Origin of the sequence: uncultured Dialister sp. (genome assembly GCF_937959425.1) — a bacterium.
Taxonomy (GTDB): domain Bacteria; phylum Bacillota; class Negativicutes; order Veillonellales; family Dialisteraceae; genus Dialister.
In genome coordinates this window covers 1-21,960 of sequence record NZ_CALGPS010000224.1, presented here as the reverse complement: position 1 = coordinate 21,960, position 21,960 = coordinate 1, and the positions used below count along the sequence as shown (strand labels likewise).

The 21,960-nt window shown below is 52.5% G+C and carries 21 protein-coding genes and 1 other annotated feature; of the genes, 11 read left to right on the top strand and 10 right to left on the bottom strand.

What is annotated here, in order from left to right; genetic code table 11:
* Positions 1 to 146: 146 nt before the first annotated feature.
* Positions 147 to 836, top strand: coding sequence for an HAD hydrolase-like protein (locus Q0482_RS09510; protein WP_299145783.1), 690 nt, complete (start codon positions 147 to 149; stop codon positions 834 to 836).
* A 45-nt stretch (positions 837 to 881) separates the two neighbouring features.
* On the opposite strand, the gene Q0482_RS09505 is transcribed toward Q0482_RS09510, so the two are convergent.
* From Q0482_RS09505 to mltG, 7 genes are all read right to left on the bottom strand, one after another.
* Positions 882 to 5,537: an EAL domain-containing protein gene (locus tag Q0482_RS09505; RefSeq protein ID WP_299145781.1), complete on the bottom strand. Its 4,656-nt coding sequence runs from the start codon at positions 5,535 to 5,537 to the stop codon at positions 882 to 884.
* Between the two features lie 243 nt (positions 5,538 to 5,780).
* A complete protein-coding gene (locus tag Q0482_RS09500; RefSeq protein ID WP_299145779.1) occupies positions 5,781 to 7,226 on the bottom strand; it encodes a nicotinate phosphoribosyltransferase in 1,446 nt (481 codons plus the stop codon).
* Between the two features lie 276 nt (positions 7,227 to 7,502).
* A complete protein-coding gene (locus Q0482_RS09495) occupies positions 7,503 to 7,934 on the bottom strand; it encodes a pyridoxamine 5'-phosphate oxidase family protein (protein WP_299145778.1) in 432 nt (143 codons plus the stop codon).
* A gap of 849 nt (positions 7,935 to 8,783) precedes the next feature.
* Positions 8,784 to 9,023 carry a DUF4911 domain-containing protein gene (locus Q0482_RS09490; protein ID WP_299145775.1) on the bottom strand — a complete coding sequence of 80 codons (240 nt, stop codon included), beginning with the start codon at positions 9,021 to 9,023 and terminating at the stop codon, positions 8,784 to 8,786.
* Positions 9,020 to 10,249, bottom strand: a complete 1,230-nt coding sequence (locus Q0482_RS09485) for a U32 family peptidase (protein ID WP_299145773.1) — start codon at positions 10,247 to 10,249, stop codon at positions 9,020 to 9,022. Before Q0482_RS09485 ends, Q0482_RS09490 begins: the two co-directional genes overlap by 4 nt.
* Positions 10,246 to 10,845, bottom strand: a complete 600-nt coding sequence (locus tag Q0482_RS09480) for an O-methyltransferase (RefSeq protein ID WP_299145771.1) — start codon at positions 10,843 to 10,845, stop codon at positions 10,246 to 10,248. The genes Q0482_RS09485 and Q0482_RS09480 overlap by 4 nt, the downstream gene beginning before the upstream one ends.
* On the bottom strand, positions 10,835 to 11,896 hold the full coding sequence (gene mltG, locus Q0482_RS09475) for an endolytic transglycosylase MltG (RefSeq protein WP_299145769.1): 1,062 nt from the start codon (positions 11,894 to 11,896) through the stop codon (positions 10,835 to 10,837). Before mltG ends, Q0482_RS09480 begins: the two co-directional genes overlap by 11 nt.
* A gap of 135 nt (positions 11,897 to 12,031) precedes the next feature.
* Between mltG and Q0482_RS09470 the strand changes: the two genes are divergently transcribed.
* Together Q0482_RS09470 and Q0482_RS09465 are read left to right on the top strand one after the other, a co-directional pair.
* Positions 12,032 to 12,427: a thioesterase family protein gene (locus Q0482_RS09470; RefSeq protein ID WP_299145768.1), complete on the top strand. Its 396-nt coding sequence runs from the start codon at positions 12,032 to 12,034 to the stop codon at positions 12,425 to 12,427.
* Positions 12,411 to 12,986 (top strand): GNAT family N-acetyltransferase, encoded by a 576-nt coding sequence (locus tag Q0482_RS09465; protein WP_299145766.1) that lies wholly within the window; start codon positions 12,411 to 12,413, stop codon positions 12,984 to 12,986. Before Q0482_RS09470 ends, Q0482_RS09465 begins: the two co-directional genes overlap by 17 nt.
* A gap of 123 nt (positions 12,987 to 13,109) precedes the next feature.
* Here the strand turns inward: Q0482_RS09465 and Q0482_RS09460 are convergent, their stop codons facing one another.
* Positions 13,110 to 14,015, bottom strand: a complete 906-nt coding sequence (locus Q0482_RS09460; RefSeq protein ID WP_299145765.1) for a radical SAM protein — start codon at positions 14,013 to 14,015, stop codon at positions 13,110 to 13,112.
* Positions 14,016 to 14,225: 210 nt separating this feature from the next.
* On the opposite strand from Q0482_RS09460, the gene Q0482_RS09455 reads away from it, so the two are divergent.
* From Q0482_RS09455 to Q0482_RS09445, 3 genes are all read left to right on the top strand, one after another.
* Positions 14,226 to 15,620 (top strand): NCS2 family permease, encoded by a 1,395-nt coding sequence (locus tag Q0482_RS09455; protein ID WP_299145763.1) that lies wholly within the window; start codon positions 14,226 to 14,228, stop codon positions 15,618 to 15,620.
* Between the two features lie 61 nt (positions 15,621 to 15,681).
* Positions 15,682 to 16,005, top strand: coding sequence for a multidrug efflux SMR transporter (locus Q0482_RS09450; protein WP_299145762.1), 324 nt, complete (start codon positions 15,682 to 15,684; stop codon positions 16,003 to 16,005).
* Between the two features lie 5 nt (positions 16,006 to 16,010).
* Positions 16,011 to 16,871 (top strand): D-alanyl-D-alanine carboxypeptidase family protein, encoded by an 861-nt coding sequence (locus Q0482_RS09445; RefSeq protein WP_299145760.1) that lies wholly within the window; start codon positions 16,011 to 16,013, stop codon positions 16,869 to 16,871.
* A gap of 370 nt (positions 16,872 to 17,241) precedes the next feature.
* On the opposite strand, the gene Q0482_RS09440 is transcribed toward Q0482_RS09445, so the two are convergent.
* On the bottom strand, positions 17,242 to 17,799 hold the full coding sequence (locus tag Q0482_RS09440) for a DUF2284 domain-containing protein (RefSeq protein ID WP_299145759.1): 558 nt from the start codon (positions 17,797 to 17,799) through the stop codon (positions 17,242 to 17,244).
* Positions 17,800 to 17,913: 114 nt separating this feature from the next.
* A complete protein-coding gene (locus Q0482_RS09435; protein ID WP_299145757.1) occupies positions 17,914 to 19,062 on the bottom strand; it encodes an ABC transporter substrate-binding protein in 1,149 nt (382 codons plus the stop codon).
* A 175-nt stretch (positions 19,063 to 19,237) separates the two neighbouring features.
* Positions 19,238 to 19,438, bottom strand: a binding site (T-box leader).
* 248 nt (positions 19,439 to 19,686) lie between these two features.
* Between Q0482_RS09435 and Q0482_RS09430 the strand changes: the two genes are divergently transcribed.
* From Q0482_RS09430 to Q0482_RS09410, 5 genes are all read left to right on the top strand, one after another.
* On the top strand, positions 19,687 to 20,013 hold the full coding sequence (locus tag Q0482_RS09430; protein WP_288269272.1) for a PadR family transcriptional regulator: 327 nt from the start codon (positions 19,687 to 19,689) through the stop codon (positions 20,011 to 20,013).
* On the top strand, positions 20,006 to 20,605 hold the full coding sequence (locus Q0482_RS09425) for a DUF1700 domain-containing protein (protein WP_299145755.1): 600 nt from the start codon (positions 20,006 to 20,008) through the stop codon (positions 20,603 to 20,605). Before Q0482_RS09430 ends, Q0482_RS09425 begins: the two co-directional genes overlap by 8 nt.
* On the top strand, positions 20,602 to 20,886 hold the full coding sequence (locus Q0482_RS09420; RefSeq protein WP_299145754.1) for a hypothetical protein: 285 nt from the start codon (positions 20,602 to 20,604) through the stop codon (positions 20,884 to 20,886). The genes Q0482_RS09425 and Q0482_RS09420 overlap by 4 nt, the downstream gene beginning before the upstream one ends.
* A gap of 200 nt (positions 20,887 to 21,086) precedes the next feature.
* Positions 21,087 to 21,458: a hypothetical protein gene (locus tag Q0482_RS09415; RefSeq protein ID WP_299145752.1), complete on the top strand. Its 372-nt coding sequence runs from the start codon at positions 21,087 to 21,089 to the stop codon at positions 21,456 to 21,458.
* A 33-nt stretch (positions 21,459 to 21,491) separates the two neighbouring features.
* Positions 21,492 to 21,960 (top strand): hypothetical protein (locus tag Q0482_RS09410; RefSeq protein ID WP_299145751.1); only part of this gene is annotated, 469 nt, incomplete at its 3' end.

The following is a 21,960-nucleotide window of genomic DNA, read 5'->3' as shown; positions in this document are numbered from 1 at the left end:
GGCTGTCGCCCCTGCCCGCCTAAGGCGGGCGCCCCCCTCTTGCTTATGGGAATACAGTCCAAAGTCGGCGGTAATCGGACAGCGGTAAGCCGCCAGCGGACAGCTTCCCCAGTCCCCACCAGCTCACTATTTCACGAAAGGTTATTATGAAATCCTATCCTATTTTTCTCTTCGACCTGGACGGTACCATTTCCGAATCCGCTCCGGGCATTGTGAAGGCCGTGCAGTACGGCCTTTCTTTTGTGGGTATCCATGAAAAGGATCCCGAAAAACTCCAGAGCTTTATCGGCCCGCCGCTTAATGTGCAGATGAAAAAGCTATACCATATGAGTGATGAAGATATTGTCACAGCGGTGAACCGGTTCCGTGAACTCTATGAAACGAAGGGCATTCTGGACTGCCGTCCCTATGCCGGACTGGATGTCCTTCTGTCGAAGGCGGTGAAAGAGGGCCGCACCCTGGCCGTGGCATCCAGCAAGCCCGAGCCCTTTGTGAAGGAAATCATTTCCCACTTCGGCTTTGCGCCCTATTTCTCCGTCATCTGCGGCAGCGACATAGGAGATGAACTGAAGAAGCGGGCCACCAGGGACCAGAAGGCCCGGATTATACGAAAGGCCCTCGCCCTTCTGGAAAAGAAGGGATTTTCCTCCTCCTTCCTGGCCGGCAATACGGTGATGATAGGAGACACATTCTACGATATAGAAGGGGCAAAGGAAAACCACCTTCCCTCCGTCGGCGTCACCTACGGCTATGGCAGCCGGAAAGAACTGGAAGAGGCCGGAGCCGACGCCATCGCTTCTTCCACGGAGGAGCTTTCTTCTATCCTGCTTTCATAAAATAAAAAGACTGTGAAGGAATCATCTCTTCACAATCTTTTTATTTCACGAAAGGCCATCGATCCTTCCTTCATGGGAGCGCCGCTTTTCCCGATACATGCGGTGTTCCGCCTCCTTCATGCCCCGCAGCAGGGCGGAGGCATTCGGCATCCATTCGCCGCCGGCGGCGGCGTGGATGGAAAGGGCTTTGGCCTTCTCCTTCAGACGGGCGAAGGTTTCTCCGAAATCTTCTTTGCTTATATTCTCCAGAAAAGCTACAAATTCATCACCGCCCAGGCGGTAGATATCATTGGTGGGGCATACGGACTTCATCATGGCCGTCATGTCCCGGAGACGGCTGTCCCCTGCGCTGTGGCCGTAGGTATCATTTGTCTTCTTCAGGTTGTTCAGGTCCATGTAGATAATGCCCAGAGGCTTGTTCCCTGCCTCCAGAGCGGAGAGACGGCTGTTCATGGCGTTCCTGTTATGGACACCGGTAAGAATGTCATTTTCGCTGAGATAACGCAGCCGCCCCATAAGATCATGGATATCTTTTTTCAGGGAAAGGTATACCGCCATATTTTCCAAAAGGACTTTCAGGTCCAGGGTATCCGATATCCCGTAATTGTCCACGCCCAGATAGCCGGACAGATGATGGTCATGGTACATGGGCGCTTCCATGAGGGAGTGGATATTCTGCTTCTTCAGGCAGTCATAGGTAATAGAGTCCGTGTCGCGGATGGCTTCGATATCAGGGATAATGACGCTGCTGTCTGTCTTCAGATACCGGTCCCACACACCTACGTATTCTTCGTAGTTCAGGTTCTGGAGATGGTCCATTTCCGACGTCACCCCTTCCCTGCACCATTCAAAAGTATTGGAAATCCGATCTCCCTTCTTTTCAAAAATGTACACCCTGTCACAGGGCAGAAGGCTGCCGATCTCTCGGAGCACCCGGTTCACCGACGCTTCATAGTCCGGGGCGGCCATAAGCATGCGGCTGAGCCGGAGAATCTGGTGCTCCGTGGAAGCAGGAGCAGGCCCATCTTTCATACCATGCCCGCTGCCATCCTCCAGAAGCATGAGAACGCAGCTGCCCCGCCAGGGGCCCGGTGCCAGGATATAGGAAATGGTCTTTTTCATTTCCGGTACATATTTTTCTCCGTAAACCCTGTGCTTTTCATAGGCGGCCTCATAGGTTTTCTGCCCCCAGGTATAATTTTTCTGGTTCAGGAGGGAGGTAAAATGAGAGCTCAGTTTCTCATCTTCTTCAAGACCAATGGCATGGCTGTAGGCCAGGTTGTGGTACCGGCAGATGATTTCCGATATGCCGCCGTCCTCTCCCATCGGTGCATCCAGCAGGGCATAGGGAAGCGGCAGGGCATCGAAGAGGGCTTCTTTGTCCATCCACCGGTCCATCTTATCATGGCCATCCCCGTCTCCGCTCCTCATCATGCCCACGGCTTCCCGGATAAGGCGGCCGGTGGTAATGCCGTCGGATCCGTAGGTGATGATGATTTCCGCCGTGACAGTGCAGCTGTTGCCCTCCACTTCATGAATGTCGGAAACCGCTCTCCTCAGTTTTCGGCACAGGGCAGTCACTTCTGTCTGGTCCTCATAGTGGAAAAGGATGACGAAACCGGCGCCGTCCAGGCGTCCTACGGTGCCTCTGGTGCCCATGATGCCGCGGATTTTATCAGCCGATGCTTTCAAAAGGCCGTTGGCCGTCTTTTCTCCGTAGGTGTGAAGGATCCGCCGATACTGGGGAATGGCCAGGAAAAGCATGGCATAGTCGCTGCCGAAGCTGCGATAAGCCTCCTGGCAGCCGATGAGGGACTCAATGACGCCCCGGCTGTTCATGACGCCGGTCACCTTATCCGTCACCGTCACCGGCTGGCGGCCGGTCTCCTTTTCCAGCTGTTCCGCATCCTCAAACCAGCCCAGGGTGCCAATGATTTCCCCGTCCCTGTAAATGGGAGCCTTGCCATAGACCACATTTTTTACTGTGCCCTTCACGATGAGGTCCGTAGGCTGATTGGCCACCACGCCGCCGGAAAGGACGTGTTTTTCCATTTCCTCCGTGCCGTGGCTGTCCATGAGCCATCCCAACTGCTGGGGCGTCTTCCCCTTCACTGCGGTCAAGGAGGAAAGGCCGGCATACTGCAGGAAGGCCCGGTTAGCGCCCTGGTAGCGGCCTTCCCGGTCCTTCCAGAAATAGGCTCTTCTGGTGCCGTTAATGACGGCCTCCCAAAGGTCCCTTGCCTGGAAACCATCCTTCTCCCCTCTGCTTTCTTCCACTGCAGAGCCGCAAAGTTCTTCAGGGAAATCGGACTTATTTCCGGAAATCCGGTGAATGCAGTGGAGCACCTGGCCGTAATGGGTTCGGGGAATGGGAATCAATGTGTGAATCATCCAGATGAACCGTCCGTCCTCCACCCGGGTGCGGAAGAAGCCGGAAAGGAAGCCGGTCTTTGCCTGGCGGATACGCTTTTCCAGGGTATCCATATCCATGAAGGCCAGATACCTTTCATAGTCGTCGGCATAAATGGAGCTAAGGGCAAAATGGCGGTCATAAAGGCGGGCATGGGATATTTTCTCATGCTCCGACCAGTCTCCGTCGCTCACAGCCAGAGGCTCCAGGGTGTCCTTGTCCCGGTCCTGGAGGAAAATGCCGTCATACACGGCATACACATTATGAAGTACATGGTACACCCGCTGCTGCTCTTCATGGGTCATGCTTCCGGTAATGTCGGACATCCTGATTTTCACGCAGGCTTCGCCGTTGCACTGGGCAATACAGCGGCCAGCGGCCTTCATGAACTGATTCCGCACAAGGTAGACAATCTCATGCATCTTTCCGTCGGCCACGCATTTGTCCAGACACTTCCGAAACGAGGCGGAAAGCTCCAGGGTGGGATCATTGATATACTGCTCCGCCTCCTTCAGGTCGTGGTCCCCCAGGGAGCGGATCATGGCAAGGTAGGCTTCATTGGCGAAGAGATACCGGATGGTATGGCCGTCATAGGCCAAGAGCGCCATGGTTTCATCGGTCTGGAAATCGACCTGTCCGATGGTATCGTAGTATCTCTTCCAGGCCCTGGTCTCAATCTTCAGTCCCTCCTTCATGCAGTGGTCCAGGCTTTCCTCGTAGGGCATGGGTTTTCCGAAGAAATAGCCCTGCACCTTTTCGCAGCCGTTGTTCTTCAGAAACTCAAACTGTTCCTTCGTCTCCACCCCCTCCGCCAGACTGCGGGTGCCGATTTTCTTATCCATGGATATGATGGAGCTGATAATGTTTCTGGCCCTTTCGCTGGAGCTTCCCAGAAAGGCCATGTCGATTTTCAGCACATCAAAGGAATAGTCCTTCAAGAGGTTCAGGGAAGAATAGCCGCTGCCGAAATCATCCATCCAGATTTCATAGCCCGCCTCACGGAACCGCCGGAGGCCCTGCCGTATGTGGGCGTCCCTGGCAGTGAGCAGTCTCTCCGTGATTTCAATATGAATCATATCCCGGGGCACATTGTACTCCAGCACCCGGTTCTCCACTTCCTGGAAAATATCGCACTGCAGGAAATCCAGGCGGGACAGGTTCACCGATACCGGCACCACCGGACGTCCCTCATCCATGCAGCGGGCAAAATTCACACACACCTGCCGTATGATTTCCAAATCCAGCTTATGAATCTGCCGGCTGTCCTCCAGGGCGGAAATGAAATCCGCCGGCTGGAGAAATCCCTTCTCCGGATCCTCCCACCGGGCCAGGGCCTCCATACCGCAGAGGGCGCCGGAAACGGTCCTCACAATGGGCTGGTAATAGGCTTTGATATATCCTTTTTCCACGGCCTCGTCCATATGACGGGACACATAATCCTTCAGCTCCACCTTCTTGTCCAGGTCGGCGGTGTAATAGGCCATGAAACGGTCAGCGCTGTCGTGGATGCTGTCACAGGCAATCTTCACCCTGGTCACTGCCTGGCTGGGGTCGGCTCCCCAGCGGCCAAGCTGGTAAATGCCCGCCTTGCAGTCCACCTTGGCGGAAGGACGGATGGAGAGGATACGGCTGTGGGCTTCCCTGATTTTTTCCTCCAGATTCCGGTTCTCCGCCAGCACCATGAAATGATCCACATCAATGCGGGAAATCACATGGCCCGAAAACACTTCCTGGAGGCAATGGCCAATCTGCTGAAGGAATGCGTCCCCCTCCGGAATGCCGTAGGTCACATTGAAAAGCTTGAAATGAACCACATCGAAAAACAAGAGGGCATACCTTTCCGGATGGCCGCTGTCCTTTACAATCCTCTCCGCCTCCGCCAGGAAGCGCCGCATGCCGGGAAATCCGGTGATGTGGTCCATCTCATAGGCCGGCAGCCGTTCATCCAGCGCCGTCACAAAAAGGAAGACCAGCGGATTTCCTGCCTCGTCCCTTCCCCTCTGGCCCACCATATCCACCTGCCGCCGGCTTCCATCTCCTGCGGAAAGAGAACAGGTCAGGCTGAACCGTCCGCCGGACACACGCATCTGGTCCGCCATATCCTTTTCCACCGCCGCATCATCCTTTTTAAGAAGCCCTGGCAGTCTTCCGCCGGTAAGCGTTAGAAATTCCTCTTCATTCCTGCAGCCAAGGATACAGTAAAGTTCTTGATTTCCATATACAATTTCCTTTTTCTCATCATCCCGGTATGCCATGACACCGCCGGGGAAATGGTCACTCAGTGCCTGCATGAAAGATATCCTGTGTTCCATCCTGTTTTTCACTCTATCCCAGCCAATTCTATTTCCTGATTCCAGAAATCAAATCATAATCATTCTAAATTTGTAAGCTTTTACTGGTACATAATGTATACCTAAAGACATTTAAAGTCAATTCATATATTTTACGGGTAAATACTGCTTTCGGCGGCTAAGAAGAAACATACTCCCGTGAACATAAAAAATGCCCCTCCGAAGAAGGGCATTTCCATTTCCTTATATCTTTTTTAAATCCTCATCAATAATGCGGCTCTTCAGGTCCTGCAACTTGTCCGACAGGTTCACTTCCATAATGTTCGGATTCAGGAGCCTGGTGTATTCCGGCCAAAGGGTTTCCATCTGTCTGTTGGCATAGGCAATGGTTTCATCAAGGCTCGGAAGCGGCGCAGCCTCTCCGTGAAGGATGACAGGCTGTAACATATCCACGCAGGTATAGGTGCCGGCCTTCAGTTCCTTCTTGCGCCATTTGGCGGACTCCGTTACCAGGGTGAAATCGCCGCCGTCCGGGAAGGGTTCGTCTGCCAGGCATACCAGATCCGTAATCATTTTGCCGGTGCCCTTCTTGTAGAAACGGCGTACATCCTTGATGCCGGGGTTGGTCATCTTGCTTACATCATTGGAAATCTTCATCACCGGTTCAAAATCGCCGTTCTTCTCCCGGGCGCTCATCTTGAAGACCCCGCCCAGGGCGGATGTGCCGTCGGCAGTAATGATTTTCGTGCCGACCCCCCAGCTGGTGACGGTGCAGCCCTGTTCCTTCAGGGACTGGATAAGATACTCGTCCAAATCATTGGAGCCGGAAATGATGGCATCCGGGAAACCGGCTTCCCGGAACATGCGGGATGCCTCCTGGGAGAGATACCCCAGATCCCCGCTGTCGATGCGGATACCGTATTTCTTCGGAAGCTGTCCCTTTGCCTTCAGTTCCTTGAAAATCTGAATGGCATGGGGCACGCCCATCTCCAGTACATTGTAGGTATCCGCCAGAAGGATGAGGTTATCATGGTACTGCTTCACATATTCCTCGAAGGCCTCCAGCTCCGTATCAAAGCTCATAACCCAGCTGTGGGCCATGGTGCCCAGTACGGGAATACCGAAAAGCTTTCCTGCCTCCACATTGGAGGTGCCGTTAAAGCCGCCGATCATGGACGCCCTGGCGCCCCAGAGGCCGGCTGAATGGCCCTGGGCCCGGCGCAGGCCGAACTCCATGAGCGCGTCCTTCGGCGCCACCGTCCGCACCCTTCGGCACTTGGTGGCAATAAGGCTTTCATGGTTCATAATCATGGAAAGTCCTGTCTCCAGCAGCATGGCTTCTGTGGTAGTGCCCTCAAACCGGAGAAGCAGTTCTCCCGGAAAAGCCACCGTGCCTTCGGGCATGGCATAAATATTTCCGGTGAAATGGAAATGAGACAGGTAGTCCAGAAATTCAGGATAAAAAATGTGAAGACTCCGCAGATATTCGATATCTTCATCGCTGTAGGTAAAATTCTTTACGAAATCCACCAGGTGGGACAGTCCTGCCACTACGGTGTAACCGCCATTGAAGGGATTCACCCGGTAAAAACGGTCAAAAACAACCTTTCTTTCATGCATGCCCTTCTTGAAAAGAGCATTGGTCATAGTGAGCTGATACAAATCAGTTACAAGTCCATTGGATGCCATAATATCCCCCTTTATGGAAGCGCTGATTCATTCACTCCCTGCTTTCATTTTTGCAATGCAAGGCATGAGGCGCTGCGAACAGTGCACTATGTAAGGAACCTCACAACGAAGCAGTGCATAAAAATCCTTATAAAAGCAGTCTCTATGAATCAACGCTTCCTGATATTTCCATTGTCAAGACAATGGGTAGATTGAATTCATTATACCACTTTATGCTGTTAGCGGCGCATTAAATCGCATTTTGCAAGTCCGGAAATACCGGCGCCGCAGATAACTCTATCCCAGGGCGATTTCTTTCTCTCTTCCCTCATTCCGGTCCCTGAGATACACACTGCCTCCATGAAGGCTGCAGACAACCATGTCCTTTTCATCCACCAGGCCCATGTCCCCAATGTCATCCCGGCAGGCCTTCAGCATGCGGTCTCTCGTCTCCCTTTCCTCTTCCACCTTCAGCCAGCCCCGGATGGAAATCCAGGACTTGTCAGGATGCACCGCACTGATTTCCACATGGCGGTTCACCGTGATTTCATGATACAGATGAGACGACCGGTCCAGAAGGAAACAGAGCTTTCCCTCCACCTCGCACACTCCGCTCATAGGCCGCACCCGCGGCGCCATACCGTCCACGGTGGCCATATAAAACACTTCGCATTCCCTTAGATATTCCAGTACCAGCTTCACAGAATCCATCATTAATCCTCCGTTCATTTGGTTTTACTTCATTATCATTATTGTACACGCAGGGAGAGGGAATGGAAAGGGTTTCGCCCCCTTTGGGTGCGAAAGGTTCTAAAGTTTGACGGGGCTTCGCCCCGAAGGTTGTGTCCGCCTGCCGGCGGAAGGTTGTGTAGAAGGGTTGTGTTCGATGTGCTCATGGGAGGTGGGCACCCTTCTTGCGCAATAAAAGAGCCATTCCATAGTCTTCACCCTCATTTGCATCATAAGTAGTTAACAATCCAGTGCAAAGGAGGTTGATGAAGACAAATGGAATAGCTTTTTCTGTATCATATCACAGGTCATGAGTGAAATTAAACCGGAATCTTCATGCAGGCAGGAAGCAAGATGGGGATTGGGGACTGGGGAATGGGGAATGGGAACTACAGAACATATATTTCACCATTCCGGACGCGTCATTCTGAGCGGAGCGAAGAATCTTGGTACGTGCAGCAAATAGCACCAATGGCAGTGCCCCCTCTGTGGAGCAGCGGACAGCCGTTCCCTGTCCCACCAGCCCACCAGTCCACTAGTACACCAACCCACTAGTACACCAGCCCACCAGCCCACTAGTACACCAGCCCACCAGCTCACTAACATCCCCCCACGCAAAAAACTTCCCGAAATCCAAAAGCGGGGCGCGTCAATACCGCTTCAGGCTTTGCCTTTGCATTGCCTTTAAGGATTTCAGGAAGTTTTTTATTTTTCAGCCGGCTGATGGAGAAGGAAAAGACAGTCCCTGCTCTTCCGCTTTCCATGGATGGGCCCCGGCGGAATGGCTGAGCAGGATTCCCTGTTTCTTCGCTTCTCTGTTTATATAGTCGGAAAAGGAGGGGAAATTCTCTACTCTTTCCGCAGCGCTTCTTCCCTGTCCGGAAGGATTTTCACTTTCACGTCCGGCAGGTGGGTGAGGACGTCGATGACAATGTCCCTGGTATCTTTGGTGGAGTTAATCTGGCAGGTGGCCCTTTTGGCATTCAGTGTGGTCAGGACGCCCAGGTATTCGTAGCCTTCGATAATGCGGTTGATGTAGTTGACTTCTTCCGGCGGGATTTCAATGTATACCCTTGTATCTTCTGTCATTTCTTTGCGCGCCTCCTCAGAATGGAGTAGGCAGGCAGGACTACATCGCCGGTCATGGTCAGTTCTTCCAGCGGATGGGGTGCCTTGTCCACTTCTTCTCCTTCACCGTTCACCAGTTTCATAATCTTGACCAGGCCCACTTCCCCCTTCGGGGTGAGGTATTCCAGGATTTCCCCTACCTTGAAATGGTTCCTCTGCTGCACAAGGTTCGTGCCTTCTTCCTTATGGGCCGGAAGGATGAGGCCTACGAAGTCGTAGGGCTGCTCCGGCTGGGATTTCACGTATTCCTGGGCGCTGTGGTCAGGATTCTGGAAGGCAAAGGCAGTGGTGTAGGGACGATGGGATACTTTTTCCAGTTCCTCTCTCCATTCGGGCCGTACTTTGTAGGCGCCGCCTTCGGCGTAGTAGGCGTCGATGGCCTTCCGGTAGGCTGCCACCACGGCGGCCACGTAGTATACGCTCTTCATGCGGCCTTCGATTTTAAGGGAGGCTGCGCCGCCTTCGATGAGTTCGGGGATATGGTCGATCATGCAGAGATCCTTGCTGTTGAAGACATAGGTGCCGTGCTCATCTTCCTCCACCGGCCAGTACTGTCCCGGGCGGGATTCTTCCATGACGGCGTAGCGGAAGCGGCAGGCCTGGATGCATTCGCCCCGGTTGGACTGTCTTTTTCCATTGGTAAAGAAATTGGACAGAAGGCAGCGGCCGGACCAGGAAATGCACATGGCACCGTGGCCGAAAACTTCCAGGTCGATATCCACCTTTCTGCGGATTTCCGCCATTTCCTTCACCGATACTTCCCTTGCCAGCACCACCCTTTCGGCACCCATGTCCTTCCAGGCTTTCACAGTGCGCCAGTTGGCGGAGCTGGCCTGGGTGGATACGTGGATGGGAAGGTTCGGCGCCACTTCCCGGCAGAGGGCGAATACGCCCAGGTCGGAAATCAGGGCCGCATCCACATGGATGGATTCCAGATATTTCAGGTAATCATCCAGTCCTTCCAGGTCTTCATTCCGGGGGATGATATTGACGGTGACATATACCTTTTTCCCCATGCTGTGGGCATAGGAAACGGCTTCCTTCAGTTCTTCCATGGAGAAATTGCCGCCGTAGGCGCGAAGGCCGAAAACCTTGCCTGCCAGGTACACCGCGTCTGCTCCGTAGAGAAGGGCCATTTTCATTTTTTCCATTGTTCCCGCCGGAGCGAGAAGTTCCATTTTCTTCATGTATTTTCCTTTCTAATCGAAACGGCCAGGCCGTCTCCTTCTACATAGATATGGGTTTCATATTTTTCTTTTACATAATCGATATATTCCCGAAGCCTCATAACCAGGGTGCGGTAGCGGTGAGGCACAGGTTCCCTGCTCTCCACCAGTCCCCGGAAAAGCACATTGTCCGCCGCAATGACAGCCCTGTCAGAAAGAAGCGGCTCTATGGCCGTGAGTTCCCGGAGGTACTGGCCCTTGGGGCCGTCAAGAAAGAGGAAATCGTAGGGGCCTGAGAAGGTTGAAATCAGATTTCCTGCGTCTCCCAGATGACAGTGCACCCGTCCGGCAAAGCCTGCCCTTTCCATCACCCTTTCCGCCATGCGGTGGCGTTCTTCATCAAGCTCCACGGTGTCGATTTCCGCCGCCGGAAACCGCTCTGCCATGAGAAGGGCGGAGTAGCCGATGGCAGTGCCGATTTCCAGAATGCGCAGCGGCTCTGCCAGAGCTGCTGCCTGAAGGAGAAGTTCCCTTTCCGGTCCCCGGATAATGGGCACTCCCTTTTCTTCCGCATACCGCTCCAGTTCTCTTTTTAATGCTTCATGGTCATTTGCCATAAATATTCTCCGTCTCTGCCTGATGTTCTTCGTAGGACTTGGTGAACACATGGTGCCCGTCTGCCTGGGCCACATAGTAAAGGTATTCCCCGGGCTTTGCCTCCAGCACCGCTTCAATGGCATCCAGTCCCGGACTTCCGATAGGTCCCGGCGGGAGGCCTTTATGGGTATAGGTGTTGTAGGGGGAATCAATCTTTGTGTCCGCAATGGTGAGCTCTTCCTTCGGACTTCCCAGAGCATACTGGATGGTGGCGTCAATCTGGAGGGGCATGCCGATTTCAAGACGCTTCAGCATAACCGATGCAATGGGCACCTGGTCTTCCTTGAACCGGGCTTCCCTTTCCACCATGGATGCCAGGGTGACCAGGGCATGAAGGGTCATGTGCTTTGCTTTAGCCCTTTGGCGGATGTCCGGCGTCAGCATGGCGTCGGTACGCTTGTACATCATATCGCAGATCTGCCGGGCTGTATACTCCTTGGGGATATTATAGGTGTCGGGGAACAGGAATCCTTCCGCCTTCACTGTCACAGGCAGCGGCCCGTACTGGTATTTCAAAGGGCCGTAGGAAGCGGCTTCCGCTTCAAAATCCCCGGCGCCCTTCACCCCTGCCTCCTGCAGAAGGGAGGCAATCTGGTGAACCGTGTATCCCTCCGGCACCGTAACCAGGACGGACTCCGTCTTTCCGGACCGAAGCTCCATCATAGCCTCCTTAACAGTAAGGCCCTGTTTCATTTTATATGTACCGCTCTGAAGACTCTTTCCGCTTCCTAAAATGCGGGAATAGAGCCGAAACAGGGTACTGCTCCGGATGATGCCCTTCTTTTCCAGGGTATCTGCAATATCCCTTCCAGTGGAATTTCTGGGTACATCCACCAGGGCGGTGCCATGAAGTCCCACCCGGTCAAAGGCATAGAAATAAACGCCTGCTGTAAGGAGGATAAGGAAGGCGATGATACCAAAAAGGACGGACCATTCCCTGCGGCCCAGATTCTTCCAGGAAAAGGGCTCTTTTTCCGGCTCGCCGGAATTTTCTTTCTTTTCTTCTTGCAAATTGCACCTCTCAAAAAATCTTAAGGGAAGTAAAATGTGGAAATCTAATCCTTAAAAGACTATGCTATATTATATCATATTGTATAAAGACCCTTCAGCAGTAATGCCGAAGGGCTGATAATAAAGGAGGAAATTATGATTATCAAAGGAATGACTGCCCAGCTTACAAGAACTATTTCGCCGGATGAAACAGCAGAAAAGGTAAGGAGCGGATCCCTGCCCGTGCTGGCTACGCCCGTACTTTCCGCCGCCATGGAAGAAGCGGCCTGCAGGGTACTGGCGCCGCACCTCGGGGAAGGGGAAACCACCGTAGGCGGCTCCATTTCCCTTATCCATAAAGCCCCTACCCTGCCGGGCCATACCATCACCGTCACCGCCACAGTGACGGACATAAAGGGAAAGAAAATTTCCTTCCATATTACCGCCGCCGATGAAAACGGGGATATCGGGGAAGCTGACCACGAACGCTTCCTGGTGGACAGCGCCAAATTTATGGAAAAGGCGGAAAAAAGGAATGGCCAAAATCGGTAAGTCCCTTTCCATCCGCATCGCCTCTCCCCATGACGCTGCCGCCCTTCTTCGTATTTATGGCCCCTACGTGGAAAAGACGGCCATCACCTTTGAATACGAAGTGCCCTCTGTGGAAGAATTCCAGAGCCGTATCGCCGGCACGCTGGAAAAATACCCCTACCTCATAGCAGAAGAGGAGGGCCGTATCCTGGGCTATGCCTACGCCGGCCCCTTCCATCCCAGAAAAGCCTATGAACACTCGGCGGAGCTCTCCATTTATCTCGCTCCCAGTGCCCGGCACCGGGGAATCGGAAAAAAGCTCTATGCCCGAATGAAAGAAATTCTCCAAAAACAGCAGGTCTATAACCTCTACGCCTGCATTGCTTTCACGGAAAAAGAGGACCCCTTTCTTCCAAAGGACAGCCCTCTTTTTCATGAGCATATGGGATTTAAGACAGCAGGCCGCTTCCATCACTGCGGATATAAATTCCACCGGTGGTACGACATGATCTGGATGGAAAAAATGATAGGGGAAAGGACGGATAATCCGAAGGATTTTGTATCATTCCGGGAGCTGTAATGCAGGGGCCCTATGGGTGCCCAGCGGGAAGCGGACAGCCGGAAGCCGGCAGCGGATAGCCTTCCCACTGTCCCACTGTCTCACTGTCTCACTAGTCCACCAGCCCACCAGCCCACTAGTACACTATTCCCTCTTCAGCACTCCTGTGCCGTCAAAGGCGGGGATGAACATTTTGTCGGAGCTGGCTTTCTGCTGGACGTAGCCGTCTTCGATGCCCAGTTCTTCCATATAGCTTTCGCATTCTTCGTATTCTTCGTCCGTAATGGGACGGTTGATTTCAGGGTAATCCGCCGCCCTGCCGCAAGGGACGTATTGGCGCATGAGGCTGAAGAGCACTTCACCGGGAGCGAAGGTTTCCGCCACGTATTCCAGTACCCTTTTCGTATTTTCCACCTGTCCCGGAAGGATGAGGTGGCGGATGAGCACGCCTTTTTGGAGAATGCCGCTGCTGTCCATTTCATAGGGTCCTGTCTGGCGGTACATCTGCTCAATGGCGGCGGTGGCTTTTTCGAAGTAGTCCGGCGCATCGCTGTAGCGGGCGGCAGCTCGGCCGTCAGCGTATTTCAGGTCCGGCAGCCAGCACTGCACCTTTTTCCTGAGGAAAGCTACGGTGTGCACGCTTTCGTAGCCGCCGCAGTTGTACACCACCGGCACAGGAAGAGGTTCACGAAGGCTCTGAAAGATGGCATGGGTATAGTGAGTCGGGGTGACCAGGTCGATGTTGTGGGCGCCCTGGGCGATAAGTTCGAAATAGATTTCCCGGAGCCGCTCCACCGACACTTCTATGCCCTTTCGCATTTCCGATATTTCATAGTTCTGGCAGTACACACAGGACAGGTTGCAGCCTGCAAAGAACACCGTGCCTGCCCCCCTGGTGCCTGCAATGCAGGGTTCCTCCCAGTGATGAAGGGCGGCTCTTGAAACGACAGGCAGCATGGCTGACCGGCAGTATCCCACATTTCCTTTGTCCTTCACCGATATTTTTCTTTCTATTTTACATGCCCTGGGGCATAGATTGCATATACTCATAGGATTCTCCTTTTATCTTCATTGCTTTTATTGTAACACAGGGGGAAAGACGTGTTCTTTTCTCATAAAAGAATGACATATCCGCATTCCATGAATAGATAAAATTCATTGATTCAAGCTGTTAAAAATCATATAATAAAAGCGTAAAAAACGTTCTATGGCGCTTTTTCCAGGCGCCGGAATACTTTGCAAAGCGAAAGGAGCTTATTCATGGAAAACAATGCAGGTCTCATGGAGCGAATTTTCCATCTTTCGGAAAGTCACACCACCGTAAAGACCGAAATCATGGCAGGGATTACCACTTTTATGACTATGGCCTATATTCTTGCCGTCAACCCCAGTATCATGAGCACCACCGGCATGGACAAGGGAGCCGTTCTCACCGCCACTGCCCTGGCCGGTTTCGTAGGTACCATGTTCATGGCCATTTTTGCCAATTACCCCTTTGCCCTGGCACCGGGCATGGGGCTTAATGCTTTCTTTGCCTTCACTGTGGTGAAGCAGATGGGCTATTCCTGGGAAATGGCACTGGCCGCAGTATTTGTGGAAGGTATCATTTTCATCATTCTCTCCCTGACCAATGTTCGTGAGGCCATCTTTAACGCCATCCCCATTAATCTGAAGAAGGCAGTATCCGCCGGCATCGGCCTTTTCATCGCCTTCATCGGCCTGGGCAGCGCCCAGATCATCGTGGCCAATCCTGCCACCAAGATTTCCCTCTTCTCCTTCAAGCAGGCCATGGCCGCCGGAACCTTCCATACCACCGGCATTACAGTAGTCATTGCCATTATCGGCGTCCTTTTCACCGCCATCCTTATGGTGAAGAAGGTAAGAGGCAATATTCTCTGGGGCATCCTTTTCACCTGGCTCCTGGGGGTTCTCTGTGAAATCTCCGGCCTCTACGTACCGGATCCTTCCGTAGGCGCTTTCAGCACACTGCCTAATTTCTCCGGCGGCCTTGCTTCCTTTGAACCAAAGAGCATCGCCCCCATTTTCATGCAGCTGGACTTCTCCCAGATCGGCACTTTCAATTTCGTAGTAGTGCTTCTTGCTTTCCTCTTCGTTGATATTTTCGATACCATCGGCACCCTTATCGGCGTGTCCTCCAAGGCCAACATGCTGGATGAAAACAACAAGCTGCCCCACATCAAGGGCGCCCTTATGGCTGATGCCGTAGCTACCTCCGTAGGCGCCGTGCTTGGCGTTTCCACCACCACCACCTATGTGGAAAGTGCCTCCGGCGTTTCCGAAGGCGGCCGCACCGGCCTCACCGCCGTCACCGTGGCAGTGCTCTTCCTCCTTTCCATGTTCCTTTCTCCTATTTTCATGGCCATTCCTGCCTTTGCCACAGCACCGGCACTGATTATCGTAGGGTTCCTCATGTTCACCGCCGTCACGGGCATTGACTTCAATGATCCCACCGAAGCCATCCCCTGCTACTTCACCATCATTGCCATGCCCTTTGCCTACAGCATTGCGGAAGGTATCTCCTTCGGCACCATCACCTACACCCTGATTAACCTCCTCACCGGACACAGGAGCAAGGTAAGCGTCCTCATGATGGCACTGACCGTGATTTTCATTCTGAAATATATTTTCCTTTGATTGCATCATCCCAGGCCTGCGCCGGAAGGCGCAGGTTTTTTTATTGAAAGGAGCATTCTCTATGGCTTACTTTCTTATGTTCTTTGCCATTGCCATGGAGCTTACCGGCACGACTTTCCTGAAAATGTCCCATGGCTTTACTGTCCTTCTGCCAACCCTGGGCTGCCTTACGGCCTACGGTCTCTGCTTTTTCTCCTTTTCCCGGGCTCTCACGTCCCTGAATCTGGCTCTGGCCTACGCCACCTGGAGCGGCGTAGGTATCCTGGCCACCACTTTGATTTCCTGGTTTTTCTTCGGCGAGAAGCTGACAGCCACCGGAATATTGGCCATATTCCTCATTATTGCAGGCTGCATCCTTCTCAATCTTTTCGGTACAAAGGGGTAAGGCCTATGAAATATAAATTCCTGCTTCTTACCCTCTGTCTGACCTTTGCTTCCGGTCCCGCCCTCCATGCAGCAGCACCGGATGTTACCGCTGACGCCGCGGTCATTATGGATACCTCCAGCGGCCGGTTTCTCTATGAGAAGAACGGTACCAAAAAGGAATATCCCGCCAGCATGACAAAAATGATGACCTGCCTTCTTGCCATAGAAAGGGGGGATCCCTACAAAACGGTGACTGTCAGCAGAAACGCGGCGGACGTGGAATCCACCGCCTTAAACGGCGGAGAATGGCTTTCCCTGGGAGATTTGGAAAACCAGATGATGATGATTTCCGATAACGGCGCCGCCACCGCCATTGCGGAAAATGTGGCAGGAAATCTTCCTGCCTTTGCGGACATGATGAATGAAAAGGCAAAGGAAATCGACATGAAGGGCACCCATTTCGTCAATGCCAACGGCATGCCTGATGAAAATCACTATTCCACCGCCGAGGACATGGCCCGTCTGGCCCGGTATGCCATGGAAAATAAAACCTTCCGCCGCATCGTTTCTACCAAAAGAAAACAGATCCGCTATATCCGTCCTGCAGAAATTTTCACCTGCCAAAACAGCAACGAGCTCCTCTACACCTATCCCGGTGCCACAGGCATCAAGACCGGCTATACCCGCGCCGCCGGCGGCTGCCTGGCTGCCTCTGCCGTCAGGGATAACCATGAGCTCATTGTCATCGTCATGCATTCCCGGGATATGGACAGCCGGTTTGCGGAAGCGGCAAAACTTCTGGACTATGGTTTTGAAATAGTAAAGGAAGAAGGGGCGCAAAGGAATAATCGAAGCTCTATCCGACAATCAGACGATAGACGATAGACATCAGACTTCAGACTTCAGACGGAATTCTGTCATTTTGAGCGAAGAACAGCAGCGGGCAGCCTGCCGTCATCTTAAGGAAGCGCTGATTAAATCGTTATCGGATTTCATTCTTGTATTTTTATTCAATGCAAGGAATAAGTCGACGCGAATAGCGAGCTATTTAAGAAGACTTACGCCGAAGCATTGGATAAAAATTCATATGAAATTCGATTCTGCGAATTAATCAGTGCTTCCTTATAATTTCAGAAGAGTGCATAAGTAATGAAAAAGTCCGAGAAAAATGATTCACATTTCTTCTCGGACTTTTTCCATCAGAGGCATGCTATATTTTTTCAGCCAAATCATCAGCAGCTCCGCTTACCTTCTATCATTCCAAAAGCACCATGCCGTACACCGATACTTCCTTCACCGGCCCGGTGAGCACATGGGTATCGAAGCCGTTGTCACGGGCCAGGGCGAATACGTCGATACCGCAGGCTTCCAGGGAGGGGCGGGCGGATTCGGGGTGGATGCAGTGTTTCAGGTTGCACACTTTGCAGAGGCCGCAGCGGCCTGCCTTCAGGGCGAAGGCTTTGTAGTAGTTCTTCATCATGGCCGCCTTTTCCACCTTCAAAAGAATATCCAGAAGACCATTGGTGAGGCGGATATCAAATTCCTGCCAGTCTCTGCACTCCTCCAGCTTGATGGGCATGGTGTGCTTCACCAGGATGCCCAGGGTGTATTCATTGAGAAATTCATTCATCTGTGACAAATTCGGCGTATAAGGCGGACAGCAGAGGCATTTCCCGTACTGGGGACAGCCGAACTGGCATTTCATCCTTGGCCACACACCCCGCTTCACCTTTGTCACGTCCACCATCTTCACATCCGCCGCACCGGCCTTCCTGGCTTCCTTCATGAGCTCTATCATATCTTCTCTTTTCATGATGACCTCCCCTTTCCTATTCTTTCCATCTTTATCATTATTGTATCACTGTCCCCATGAAAAGGGAGCAGGGAAGAAACAGCCGTCCTTTCTTCCCTGCTCCTTTTATAGCCTTTACACTTTCACCGCTTTATATTTTCCCTCTTCCACCTTCAGCAGCACCAGATCCACTTCCGGGTCCCCGGAGTTATTGAAGGTCATGGGGCCGGCGGCGCTTTCAAAGTTTTTGATGCTGGCCAGGGCGTCCCGCACCTTTTTGGAGTCCGTGGTGGTGCCTGCGTTTTCCATGGCCTTTGCTGCCAGTTTGGCGGACACATAGGCGCAGGCGGCAAAGTTGTCGGGGTCATGGTTATATTTGGCCCGGAAGTCCTTCACGAATTTCCTGGTTGCTTCGGAGTCCCTGTCCGGAGACCACATGGAGGAGACGTACACATTGTCTGCGGCGGGGCCTGCGATTTTCACAAGTTCCGGCGACATGAAACCGTTATCTCCCAGCACCGGCTGGTTCATGCCCATATCCCTCATTTTCTTCAGGATGAGTCCCCCTTCCTGGTAGTAGCCTGCCACCACCACGGCATCAGGATTTACGTTGTGGATTTTCGTAAGCTGGGCGGAGAAGTCCGTATCCTTGTCGGCGAAAGTTTCCGTAGCCACGATTTCCACGCCCTCATCTTCCAGTGCTTTCTTGAAGGTCTTATAGGCAGACACCTGGTGCTCGTTATTATTGGAGTAGAGCACCGCCACCCTCTTGTAGCCCAGGAGCTTATGGGTTTTCTCTACGGTCTGGGGGATATTCTTCGATTCCGGCACACAGTTCCGGAACATGTAGTCACCCATATCCATGAGCCCTTCCGCCGTGGTGGCCACGCCCAGAAGGGGAATCTTCGCCTGCTGGAAGAGAGGACCCACGGCTTTGTATTCACCGGAAATGAGGGGTCCCACCACAATCACCTTTTTGGCGGCGATAAGTTTCTGGGCGGCGGATACGGCCTGCTGTACATTGCCCTTGGTATCCACCATTTCCACATCCATGTGGATTTTCCCTTCCTTATTGATTTCCTCCACCGCCATGTCAAAGCCTTCCTTTTCCGCCAGGCCGTAGGAAGCTACGCCGCCGGAAACGCCGTTGATGAAGCCTACTTTCGCCGTCTTCCCGCTTCCCGCACCTTCACTCTTTCCGCCGCAGCCGGAAAGTCCTGCACATGCAGCTGTCATCATGAGGCCAAGGCCTGCCAGTTTAAGTCCTTTTTTCCAATCCATCATTTTTCCTCCTTTTGATGAAATAGCACATGTGCAATCTTCACTCTATCCGGAATTGATACAAAAAGCGCCTCTGCCTGACATATCAGACAGAGGCGCTTCGCGCGGTACCACTCCGGTTTATCTCTCAGCCGCCATGTATAAGAAGAGGGTATCAAAAAGCCCCTGTCCACCACGGGACAGGGGCGAATTCGCGGTACCACCCTGCATTATACTCTGAAGGCCTGTCCTGTAACGGGGACTTACGTCCTGATTTACGGAAAATTCTTTCAACCAGGAAGCTCACGAGTGATAGTCCGCAGATTTTCCGCACCGGCTTTCACCATACGCCGGCTCTCTGAAGCTTCCCGTCTGTTTCCTTCTCGTTCACAGCATGTACTTGTTTGAATATGGATATGATGATACCTAATCTTCTTCCATCCGTCAACAGAAAAATATAAAATTGCGCATTCGGCATACACAGCACCTTCCATGACTTTTAGTAAATATTCATTTTGCTTCACAAAGTACCTTGCATTGCAAAGTACTTTGTGATATATTGTTATCAACAAGGAAATTGACTGCCGGTTCAAGTGCCGGCCCCGATTTCATCAGAAGAACCTCTGATTCCTTAAGAAAGGAAGCACCATGAATATCCAGCTGAAGAAAGGCGTCATGGAAATCGTGGTTCTATCCATGCTCAGGCGGAAAGACTATTATGGCTATGAACTGGTAACGGAGATTTCAAAATACATTGAAATGTCGGAGGGAACCATTTACCCTCTTCTGAACCGGTTCAAGAAGGACGGCCTGGTAGATACCTACCTGGCTGAATCCCACAATGGCCCTCCCCGAAAATACTACCGCATTACCGACGCCGGGCGGGAGGAATTCAAAGAATCCCTCAGAGAATGGACAGAATTCACAAAAGCAGTAAAGAAGATACTCACCGAAGGAGGCGATATCCATGAATGAAACAGAATTTTTAGATCTTCTCCGCTACTATTTCCGCAATGGAAAGCCGGAAGAAGTGAAGGAAATATTATCTGATTATGAGTCCCATTTCGAGGAAGGAAAGAAGCGGGGCCTTACGGAAGAGCAGATTGCCAAAGAGCTGGGAAGCCCCAGAGATATTTATGATTCCTACCAGTCGGAAGGGGTGGTGGATGAAAGGACAAAGACCGGCCAGCTGAAAGACAATGCCCTGAAAATAGCAAAAGACGCCCAGGATAGGGCTGCTAAAACCTGGACGGAAGTGAGTCCCAAACTTCCGGGAGCGGCGGAAACCACCGCCCGTATGACCGCCCGGCTCTTAAATGCCGCGGGCATCATCATGGCTATCGTTGTACTGGCTGCTGCCGGACTGGTCATCGGCCTCTTCTCCACCAGTCTTACCCCCTTCCACGGCATGGCTCCCCTGCCTCGGTTCAGCTTCCTCACCCTGGCCTCCATCGGAAGCTTCGGTCTCTTTACCGCTCTTTCCATTTACCTCATTGCCCGGGAAGGAAGCCAGGCCATTGAAAACAGCTTCAAAGCCTCCTCTGCCAAAGGCGGTGACAGCCAATGAAAAGAATTATCGTCTCCGTGGCCCTGGCCATTATCTCCCTCATGATCGGCACCTTCTCCTTTGTCATCAATGACCTTCCCGCCTACCACCGCTGGATGGCGGACAACGGCCCCAAAATGATGGAAAATTTCAAAGGATGGTCCAAGGACAGGAAGGATTTCAAAAACGGACCTGCCAATGACAGAATGCAGGAAGACATGAGAAATCACCACGACAGAAATACCATGGGCCCGGGAAGGAACCTGCCTGATAACCGGCAGGCGCCTGATACCGATAAGTAAGCCGTCCATCATGGTCGGAAAGCACTGATTCATAGAGTCTGCTTATAAAAATAAATGTAGGCAGCGAATGAATCGGCCCTTTCCTGGAGAATACCAGCTCCGCCATTGATTTTATATATATCCCCAGAATATAATGAGGGAGTTTCAGGTAAGCTCCCTCGAAGACAGAATTTCCAGAATTTTGAAAGGAAGGTTCCATTATGAAAAAATTAAATGCTCTCATCATCGCATCCATCACCGGTCTGGCTCTGGCCGGCGGATTCTTCTTTGCAGAAAGCGCTTCCGCCACTGATTACGGCCCCCACCAGGGATACCAGCAGGAAAACGGCCAGCAGCTTCACAAGGAAAAGAAGCATGTGGAAAAGAACAGAAAGCAGAAAGTTCATAAGGACAAGAAGCACCATCAGGAAATGAAGGAAGAAAAGGCTCAGGGCCCCCAGCGGAAACTGAAGCCCTGGGAAGAAAAATATTATGAACAGCATCCGGAAGCAAGAGAACAGGATGCAAAGAAAGGAAATCCTGAAAAGAAGAACGTAGAGGATGACGACGGCGTCACCTGGCACCGCCTGTAATCCCCATCTCCCGCAGCAAAGGAGGACATACCTATGAGAAACCTGAAAAAAACAATCACCGCCGCAGTCCTTTTGATTTCCTTCTCCGCAGCAGGCGCCGCACTGGGAAATGGCGCATCCGCCGCTTCTCTGGAAGCAAAGGACCCTGCCGGCCCCGTATCAAACACAGGCCGTGACTACCGTATCGCATTAATCAATGCAGAAAATTCCGACGGGTCCATCATCCACAAACCCATGCAGGAAGAAGGACAGGCAGAAAAAATGCCTGCCCGGGGCTCCGGTGAAATGAGAAACCGCCCCCGGGACGGCAGCGGCCATCACTATAACGGCCGTCATGAGCGCCGTTTCGAAAAAGACGACAAAGACGGCGGACGCCGCTACGAAGGCCGTCATGAACACCGCTTTGACAAAGACGACAAAGACGGCGGACACCGCTACGAAGGCCGCCATGAACACCGCTTTGACAAAGACGACAAAGACGGCGGACACCGCTACGAAGGCC

Coding starts and splice junctions, on each gene's coding strand:
- Q0482_RS09510 (WP_299145783.1), top strand. CDS start 147: ATGAAATCCTATCCTATTTTTCTCTTCGACCTGGACGGTACCATTTCC.
- Q0482_RS09505 (WP_299145781.1), bottom strand. CDS start 5,537: ATGCAGGCACTGAGTGACCATTTCCCCGGCGGTGTCATGGCATACCGG.
- Q0482_RS09500 (WP_299145779.1), bottom strand. CDS start 7,226: ATGGCATCCAATGGACTTGTAACTGATTTGTATCAGCTCACTATGACC.
- Q0482_RS09495 (WP_299145778.1), bottom strand. CDS start 7,934: ATGAACGGAGGATTAATGATGGATTCTGTGAAGCTGGTACTGGAATAT.
- Q0482_RS09490 (WP_299145775.1), bottom strand. CDS start 9,023: ATGACAGAAGATACAAGGGTATACATTGAAATCCCGCCGGAAGAAGTC.
- Q0482_RS09485 (WP_299145773.1), bottom strand. CDS start 10,249: ATGAAGAAAATGGAACTTCTCGCTCCGGCGGGAACAATGGAAAAAATG.
- Q0482_RS09480 (WP_299145771.1), bottom strand. CDS start 10,845: ATGGCAAATGACCATGAAGCATTAAAAAGAGAACTGGAGCGGTATGCG.
- Q0482_RS09470 (WP_299145768.1), top strand. CDS start 12,032: ATGATTATCAAAGGAATGACTGCCCAGCTTACAAGAACTATTTCGCCG.
- Q0482_RS09465 (WP_299145766.1), top strand. CDS start 12,411: ATGGCCAAAATCGGTAAGTCCCTTTCCATCCGCATCGCCTCTCCCCAT.
- Q0482_RS09460 (WP_299145765.1), bottom strand. CDS start 14,015: ATGAGTATATGCAATCTATGCCCCAGGGCATGTAAAATAGAAAGAAAA.
- Q0482_RS09455 (WP_299145763.1), top strand. CDS start 14,226: ATGGAAAACAATGCAGGTCTCATGGAGCGAATTTTCCATCTTTCGGAA.
- Q0482_RS09450 (WP_299145762.1), top strand. CDS start 15,682: ATGGCTTACTTTCTTATGTTCTTTGCCATTGCCATGGAGCTTACCGGC.
- Q0482_RS09445 (WP_299145760.1), top strand. CDS start 16,011: ATGAAATATAAATTCCTGCTTCTTACCCTCTGTCTGACCTTTGCTTCC.
- Q0482_RS09440 (WP_299145759.1), bottom strand. CDS start 17,799: ATGAAAAGAGAAGATATGATAGAGCTCATGAAGGAAGCCAGGAAGGCC.
- Q0482_RS09435 (WP_299145757.1), bottom strand. CDS start 19,062: ATGATGGATTGGAAAAAAGGACTTAAACTGGCAGGCCTTGGCCTCATG.
- Q0482_RS09430 (WP_288269272.1), top strand. CDS start 19,687: ATGAATATCCAGCTGAAGAAAGGCGTCATGGAAATCGTGGTTCTATCC.
- Q0482_RS09425 (WP_299145755.1), top strand. CDS start 20,006: ATGAATGAAACAGAATTTTTAGATCTTCTCCGCTACTATTTCCGCAAT.
- Q0482_RS09420 (WP_299145754.1), top strand. CDS start 20,602: ATGAAAAGAATTATCGTCTCCGTGGCCCTGGCCATTATCTCCCTCATG.
- Q0482_RS09415 (WP_299145752.1), top strand. CDS start 21,087: ATGAAAAAATTAAATGCTCTCATCATCGCATCCATCACCGGTCTGGCT.